8 protein-coding genes are annotated in these 6,634 nt (G+C 71.0%); 6 read left to right on the forward strand and 2 right to left on the reverse strand.

Translation table 11 applies throughout. From position 1 onward, the window contains the following. Together AB0B33_RS44305 and AB0B33_RS44310 are read left to right on the forward strand one after the other, a co-directional pair. Positions 1-1,545 (forward strand): benzoate-CoA ligase family protein, encoded by a 1,545-nt coding sequence (locus AB0B33_RS44305; protein ID WP_360783523.1) that lies wholly within the window; start codon positions 1-3, stop codon positions 1,543-1,545. Continuing rightward, entirely contained in the window at positions 1,542-2,396 is an 855-nt protein-coding gene (locus AB0B33_RS44310; protein ID WP_247017709.1) for an amidohydrolase family protein, read from the forward strand. Before AB0B33_RS44305 ends, AB0B33_RS44310 begins: the two co-directional genes overlap by 4 nt. Here the strand turns inward: AB0B33_RS44310 and AB0B33_RS44315 are convergent. Then, positions 2,388-2,768, reverse strand: a complete 381-nt coding sequence (locus tag AB0B33_RS44315) for a VOC family protein (RefSeq protein WP_360783527.1) — start codon at positions 2,766-2,768, stop codon at positions 2,388-2,390. The genes AB0B33_RS44310 and AB0B33_RS44315 overlap by 9 nt on opposite strands. A 46-nt stretch (positions 2,769-2,814) precedes the next feature. Then, on the reverse strand, positions 2,815-3,264 hold the full coding sequence (locus tag AB0B33_RS44320) for a MarR family transcriptional regulator (protein WP_360783530.1): 450 nt from the start codon (positions 3,262-3,264) through the stop codon (positions 2,815-2,817). A gap of 76 nt (positions 3,265-3,340) precedes the next feature. Between AB0B33_RS44320 and AB0B33_RS44325 the strand changes: the two genes are divergently transcribed. Genes AB0B33_RS44325 through AB0B33_RS44340 form a run of 4 tightly spaced genes read left to right on the forward strand, consistent with a single transcriptional unit; the run spans position 3,341 to position 6,560 of the window. Beyond that, the gene (locus tag AB0B33_RS44325) at positions 3,341-4,303 is read left to right on the forward strand and encodes a ring-cleaving dioxygenase (RefSeq protein ID WP_360783532.1); all 963 of its coding nucleotides are present in this window, start codon (positions 3,341-3,343) and stop codon (positions 4,301-4,303) included. Further along, a complete protein-coding gene (locus AB0B33_RS44330; RefSeq protein WP_360783535.1) occupies positions 4,303-4,905 on the forward strand; it encodes an alpha/beta hydrolase in 603 nt (200 codons plus the stop codon). Before AB0B33_RS44325 ends, AB0B33_RS44330 begins: the two co-directional genes overlap by 1 nt. A 43-nt stretch (positions 4,906-4,948) precedes the next feature. Then, positions 4,949-6,088 (forward strand): dipeptidase, encoded by a 1,140-nt coding sequence (locus AB0B33_RS44335; protein WP_360783538.1) that lies wholly within the window; start codon positions 4,949-4,951, stop codon positions 6,086-6,088. A 46-nt stretch (positions 6,089-6,134) separates the two neighbouring features. Further along, positions 6,135-6,560, forward strand: coding sequence for a lipopolysaccharide assembly protein LapA domain-containing protein (locus AB0B33_RS44340; RefSeq protein WP_360783542.1), 426 nt, complete (start codon positions 6,135-6,137; stop codon positions 6,558-6,560). The last annotated feature ends 74 nt before the right edge of the window (positions 6,561-6,634 follow it).

Consider the following 6,634-nt stretch of genomic DNA (forward strand, 5'->3'; position numbering starts at 1 on the left):
GTGGCGACAGCGTTCAACGCCGCGGAGTACCTGCTCCACGCCGGGCACCCGGACGCGACCGCGGTGGTGTCCCCCCGCCGTTCGCTGACCTACGCCGAGCTGGCGGCGGAGTCCCGCCGGGTCGCCGCCGGGCTCGCCGGGCTCGGCGTGCGGCCCGAAGAGCGGGTCATGTTCTGCATGGTCGACGACGTCGAGCTGCTCACCGGCATCCTCGGCGCGATGCTGGCCGGCGCGGTCGCCGTGCCGGTGTCGACGATGGTCACCGGGCTCGAGCTGGGCAAGGTGCTGGCCGACTCACGGGCGCGCGTGCTCGGCGTGTCCGGCGAGTTCGCCGAGCAGGCCGCCACCGCGCTCGGCTTCGCCCCCGAGGTCACCGACGTGCTGCTCGACCGGTCCGACGCGGACGGGTTCGGCGTCCGGACGCACGAGTGGTCGTCGCTGGGCGGGACGTTCCGAAGTGGACGGACGTGGGAAGACTCGCCCGCGTTGTGGCTGTACACGTCGGGGACGACGGGGCAGCCGAAGGGCGCGATGCACCGGCACGCGAGCATCCGCGCGGTCTGCGAGACCTACGCGCGTTCGGTGCTGGCGACCACGCCGGCGGACCGGTTCCTGTCCGTGCCGAAGCTCTTCTTCGCCTACGGGCTGGGGAATTCCTGCTTCTTCCCGCTCGGCGCGGGCGGCACGGTGTTGCTCGAGCCTTCACGGCCGACGCCCGCGTTGTTCGCCCGGCGCGCTCGCGAGGAGCAGCCGTCGCTCTTCTTCGCCGTGCCGACGTTCTACGCGGCCCTGCTCGCCAGCGACGTCCCGGACGACTCGTTCGCTTCGGTGCGGCACGCGGTTTCGGCCGGGGAACCGCTGCCCGCGTCGTTGTTCGAACGCTTCCGCGCGCGCTTCGGGCTGGAGATCCTCGACGGCATCGGGTCGACCGAGGCCCTGCACATCTTCCTGTCGAACCGGCCCGGCTCGGTGCGGCCGGGCAGCACCGGCGTCGCCGTACCCGGGTACTCCGTGCAGATCCGCGACGAAGCGGGCGCGGTGGTCGACGGGCACGGGCAGCCGGGCGAACTGTTCGTCGCCGGGCCGTCGACGGCGACCGGGTACTGGGCCCGCTACGACGCGACGAAGCTCGTCTTCCAGGGCGAATGGCTGCGGACCGGCGACAGCTACGTCCGCAACGAAGACGGCACGTACACCTGCCTCGGCCGGTTCGGGGACATGCTGAAGGCGGGCGGGATCTGGGTGTCACCGTCCGAAGTGGAGGAACGGCTGCGGCAGCACCCGGCGGTGGCGGAGGTCGCCGTCGTCGCCGCGCCGGACGCCGACGGCCTCGACAAGCCGGTCGCGTGCGTGGTGGCCGCGCCCGGCTTCGCGGTGGACCAGGCGGAGCTGATCGACTTCTGCCGCGAGGGGCTCGCGGCGTTCAAGCGGCCGCGCGGGGTGGTCGAGCTGGCCGAGCTGCCGAAGACGGCGACCGGCAAGATCCGCCGCAACGTGATCCGCGAGCAGGTCCGCGACGTCCTGCGGGTGGTGCCCAGTCCGTGATCGACGGGTACTTCGTGGTGGACGCGCACGTCCACACGCCGCGGCTGCCGACGTTGAAACCCGCCTGGCTGCAGTGGGCGCACGACTTCGCGGGCTCGTACCCGTGGCGGTCGGTGTACGACGCCGAAGGGACGGTGATCCCGGCGGCGATGGACGAATTGATGGACTCCGAAGGCGTCGATCGGGTGCTGCTGTTCTGCGAGTACAGCCCACGCGCGACCGGGATCCAGCCCATCGAGGACAACCTGCCGCTGGTCGAGCACAACCCGGCCCGGTTCCGGCTGGTGGCCAACGTCAACCCGTACCTGCACCACCCCGCGGTGGCCGAGGTCGAGCGGCAGCTGGACCTGGGCGCGGTGGCGCTGAAGATCCACCCGGTGCACGGCGCGTTTTCGCCGGCGGACAAGGAGCTGTACCCGGTCTACCAGCGGTGCGCCGAGCGCGGGGTGCCGGTGATCTTCCACTCCGGGACGTCGAGCTTCCCGGGTTCCCGCGCCAGTTTCGGGAACCCGGAGCTGCTGTCCGATGTGGTCGAGGACTTCCCTTCGCTGCAGTTCGTCTTCGCCCACGGCGGCCGCGGGTGGTGGTACGACGTGGCCGCGTTCCTGGCGCTGGCCCGCGACAACGTCTGGCTCGACCTCGCCGGGCTGCCGCCGAAGAAGCTGACGGAGTACTACCAGCGCTTCGACTTCACCCGGCTGGCCGGGAAGTTCGTCTTCGGGACGGACTGGCCCGGCGTGCCGTCGGTGGCGAAGAACGTGCGCACGCTGATCGGGCTCGGTCTTCCGGAGGACGTGCTGACCGGGGTCCTGTCGGGCAACGCGGTCAAGCTGATGCCGGGCCTAGCCTAGAACCTGGTGCAGGCACAGCACGTTGCCCTCGGAGTCGTTGAACCACGCGGCCCGCTCGGTGCCCAGCTCCGCGATGTGGGCCACGGTCTTCAGGCCCTCCAGCTCGAAGTCCTGGAAGCGCACGCCGCGGCTCTCCAGGGTCTTGATCTCGCCTTCGAGGTCGGCGACTTCGAAGCTCAGCGCCGTGTTCTCGCTCTGCGCACCCGCCGGCATGGCGCGGAGGCCGATCGAGCCCGCGCCCGCCTCGAAGTACAGCGTTCCGTCTTCGCCCTTCCCCAGCTGCTTCAAGCCCAGGGAGTCCGCGTAGAAGTGGCCGGCGCGTTCGCTGTCGGTCACCGGGAGCATCGTCGTGATCGTCGATTCGGTCAGCATCCGTCCATGGTGCGCCGTCGCGCGCACCGCAGTGACCTCGACTTTTTCAACGATCGGTGTTGAACGCGCGCAGTGTCCGCATCGCTTCCGCGAGTGCCGGGGCGTCGTCACCGAGTGGGATCAGCACGATGCGCCGCAGGATGTCCGCCGCGGCCTCGCGGGCCTTGTTCGCCACTTCGAGGCCGTGCTCGGTCAGGGACGCGAAGGTGACGCGGCGGTCGTCCGGGCTCGGGATCCGGCAGATCAGGTCGGCCGCCACCAGGCGGTCGGCCACCTTCGTGAACCCGCCGCTGGACAGCGCGGCTTCGGTCGCCAGCTTCGTCATCGGCATCCGGTGCTCGGGCGAGCGGACCAAGCGCACCAGGATGTCGAACGACGCTGGCGCGAGCCCGAACCGGTCGGCGATCTCGCCCATCAGCTTGTCCTGCGTGGCCAGGTAGCCCTCGATGACCAGGCCCCACCAGGTGACGATCTCGTCGTCGTCGGTCGCTTCCACGGTTGCCACCTTACCTCGCAGGAATATATCTTGCGCGCGAGAGGTTGTCGGGATACCTTGAGCCGAGGAGGCAACCATGTCGATCAAGACGTCCGGCCTGCACCACGTGACCGCCATCGGCGGCGACCCGCAGCGCAACGCCGACTTCTACCTGCGCACCCTGGGCCTGCGGCTGGTCAAGACGACGGTCAACTTCGACGACCCGGGCACCTACCACCTCTACTACGGCGACAGCTCGGGCAAGCCCGGCTCGCTGATGACGTTCTTCCCGTGGCCCGACGCGCCGAGCGGCCGCCACGGCACCGGCCAGGCGACGACCACGTCGTTCTCCGTGCCCGAAGCCTCGATCGGCTGGTGGAAGCAGCACCTGGGCGCCCAGAACGTCGAGACCGGCGAGGTTCGCAACGCCGACGGCGAGGAGACGCTGACCTTCCGCGACCCCGACGGCCTGAAGCTCGCCCTGGTCGCGCACCCGCAGGGCGACCCGCGCGACCCGTGGGACACCGAGCTCGTCCCCGCCGAGCACGCCGTCCGCGGCCTGCACTCGGTGACGCTCTCGGTGAACCAGGAGGACGCCACCGCGGGCATGCTCACCGACGGCCTCGGGCTCAGCTTCGCCGGCCAGGAAAGCAATCGCCTGCGCTTCGCCGCCGGTGAAGGCGGGCCGGGCGCGCTGGTCGACGTCCTCGTGACGCCGGACGCGCCGCGCGGGCTGGTCGCCGCCGGCACCGTCCACCACGTGGCCTGGCGCGCCCCCGACGAAGAAACCCAGAAGACCTGGCGCGAAGAGCTGGTGGAACAGGGCGTGCACGTGACGTCCATTTTGGACCGCCAGTACTTCCGCTCGATCTACTTCCGCGAACCGGGCGGCACGCTGCTGGAGGTCGCCACCGACGAGCCGGGCTTCGCGATCGACGAGCCGTTGCTGGAGCTCGGCCGCGCGCTCAAGTTGCCGCCGTGGCTGGAGCCGCGCCGCGAAGAGATCCAGCACATGCTGCCCAAGCTGAACCTCCCCGCCGAAAACAACCCGGAGCTGTGATGACGCTGCGGCACAAGTACGTCGAAGGCGCCCCGGACGCGCCGGTGCTGCTCCTGCTGCACGGGACCGGCGGCGACCCGGACGACCTGCTCGGCCTGGCGCGCGAGCTCAGCCTGCGCTCCGCCGTGCTGGCCCCGGCCGGCCCGGTGTCGGAGCACGGCGCCGCGCGCTGGTTCCGGCGGCTGGCCGAGGGCGTGTTCGACCACGAAGACGTCGTCAAGCGGGCGAACGAACTCGCCGACTTCGTGCTCGAAGCCGGGGCGGAGTACGGCTTCGGCGACCGGCGCGTGGTCGCGGTCGGCTTTTCGAACGGGGCCAACATCGCGGCCGCGGTCGTCCTGCTGCGGCCGGAAGTCGTGCGGGAGGCCGCGTTGTTCGCGTCGATGTCGCCGGTCCCGGAACCGCCGGACCTCGACCTCAGCGGCTCGCGCGTCTTCCTGGCCAACGGCGAACGCGACCCGATGGCGCCGCTGGCGTCGACCGAGGAGCTGATCCGGCTGCTGCGCGAGCGCGGTGCCGACGTGGTCACCCACCGCCACGCCGGCGGCCACCAGATCACTGTGGACGGTGTCCGCGCGGCGGCCGGGTGGCTCGAGCTCTAGCGCTTTGTACGGAGTGTGTACCGGTCCGCCCTACGATCGGGTGATGACTAACGAGGCACTACAGCGTGCCGGCAAACTGCTGGACGCGGCCATCCTCGCCGACGGGCACAACGACCTGCCGTGGGAGCTGCGGCAGCACGGCGGCCCGAACCCGGTCGAGGCGGCCGCGTCGCTCGACCTGACCGTCCGGCAGCCGGCCCTGCACACCGACTTCCCGAAGCTCGCCGACGGGAAGCTCGGCATGCAGTTCTGGTCGGTCTACGTGCCGTGCGAGTTCGAAGGCCACAGTGCCGTGACCGCCGTCCTCGAGCAGATCGAGGTCGTGCACCAGCTCGCCGAGCGCTACCCCGACCGGCTCCGGCTGGTCGACACCGCGGACGAAGCCGAAGCCGCGTTCGCCGACGGCCGGATCGCGTCGCTGCTCGGCGCCGAGGGCGGGCACAGCATCGCCGAGTCGCTCGGCGTGCTGCGGATCCTGCGCCGGCTCGGCGTCCGCTACATGACGCTGACGCACAACTTCAACACCACCTGGGCCGACTCGGGCACCGACGAACCGGCCCACGGCGGCCTCACCGAGTTCGGCCGCGACGTCGTGCGCGAGATGAACAAGATCGGGATGATGGTCGACCTCTCCCACGTCGCGCCGTCGACGATGCGGGCGGCGATGGAGGTCAGCTCGGTCCCGGTGATCTTCAGCCACTCCTCGTGCACCGCGGTCAACGACCACCCGCGCAACATCCCCGACGACGTCCTGGCGAAGCTGCCCGGCAACGGCGGCGTCGCGATGGTCACCTTCGTGCCGGCGTTCATCTCGCCGAAGGTCGCCGCGTGGGACCAGGAGCTGAAGGCCGCGATGGAAGCCGCGGGCCGCGAGTACCGGAACCTGACCCAGCGCGGCGAGTTCGTGAAGGAGTGGGACGGCCCGGTCAAGCCGAAGGCCACCGTCGACGACGTCGTCGCGCACGTCGAGCACGCCCGCGAGGTGGCCGGCGTCGACCACATCGGCCTCGGCGGCGACTACGACGGCGTCGGCACGCTGCCCGAGGGGCTGGAGGACACCTCCAAGTACCCGGTGTTGTTCGCCGCGCTGCTCGAGCGTGGGTGGAGTGAGGAAGACTGCGTGAAGCTGGCCGGCAAGAACACCCTCCGCGTCCTCCGGGAGGTTGACGGCTTCGCCCGTTAGGGGGTTTGACACGGCGCTCCCCGCGTGCCGGGCGGACACTGGTCACATGACGCACGCGCGCGGGGACGCGGCCGACCGCCCCACCGGTCCCGCACACCACGACCTGCCCGGGAGCGAGGTGCCCGAAGGGGCCCTCGAGCCCGCCAAACTGCGCGCCGGCGACGTCCGGCCCGGCGCCGAGGAGGTCGCGCCGGTGCGCCCGGCGCCGTCGAGGCCCGCGAGCCCGAAGATCAAGCGCACCCGGGTCAGCGGCACCTGGGTCGCGGTGATCGCCGGCCTGGTCGTGCTGGTCGTCCTGCTGGTGTTCATCCTGCAGAACCTGGACTCGGTGACCGTGCACTTCTTCGGCGCCGAGGGCAGCCTGCCACTGGCCATCGCGATGCTGTTCTCGGCCATCGGCGGCGCGGCGCTGGTCGCGCTGATCGGGGGCGCCCGGATCATGCAGCTGCGAAAGCAGGCCCGCCGCCGCTGACCGCGCACTTTCACGTGAAAGTGCGGCTGCTGCTCGGCACCGTGCTCACCGCGTACCCGATCTTCCAGCAGCAC

This window comes from Amycolatopsis sp. NPDC049159, from assembly GCF_040648295.1.
Classification (GTDB): domain Bacteria; phylum Actinomycetota; class Actinomycetes; order Mycobacteriales; family Pseudonocardiaceae; genus Amycolatopsis; species Amycolatopsis pretoriensis_A.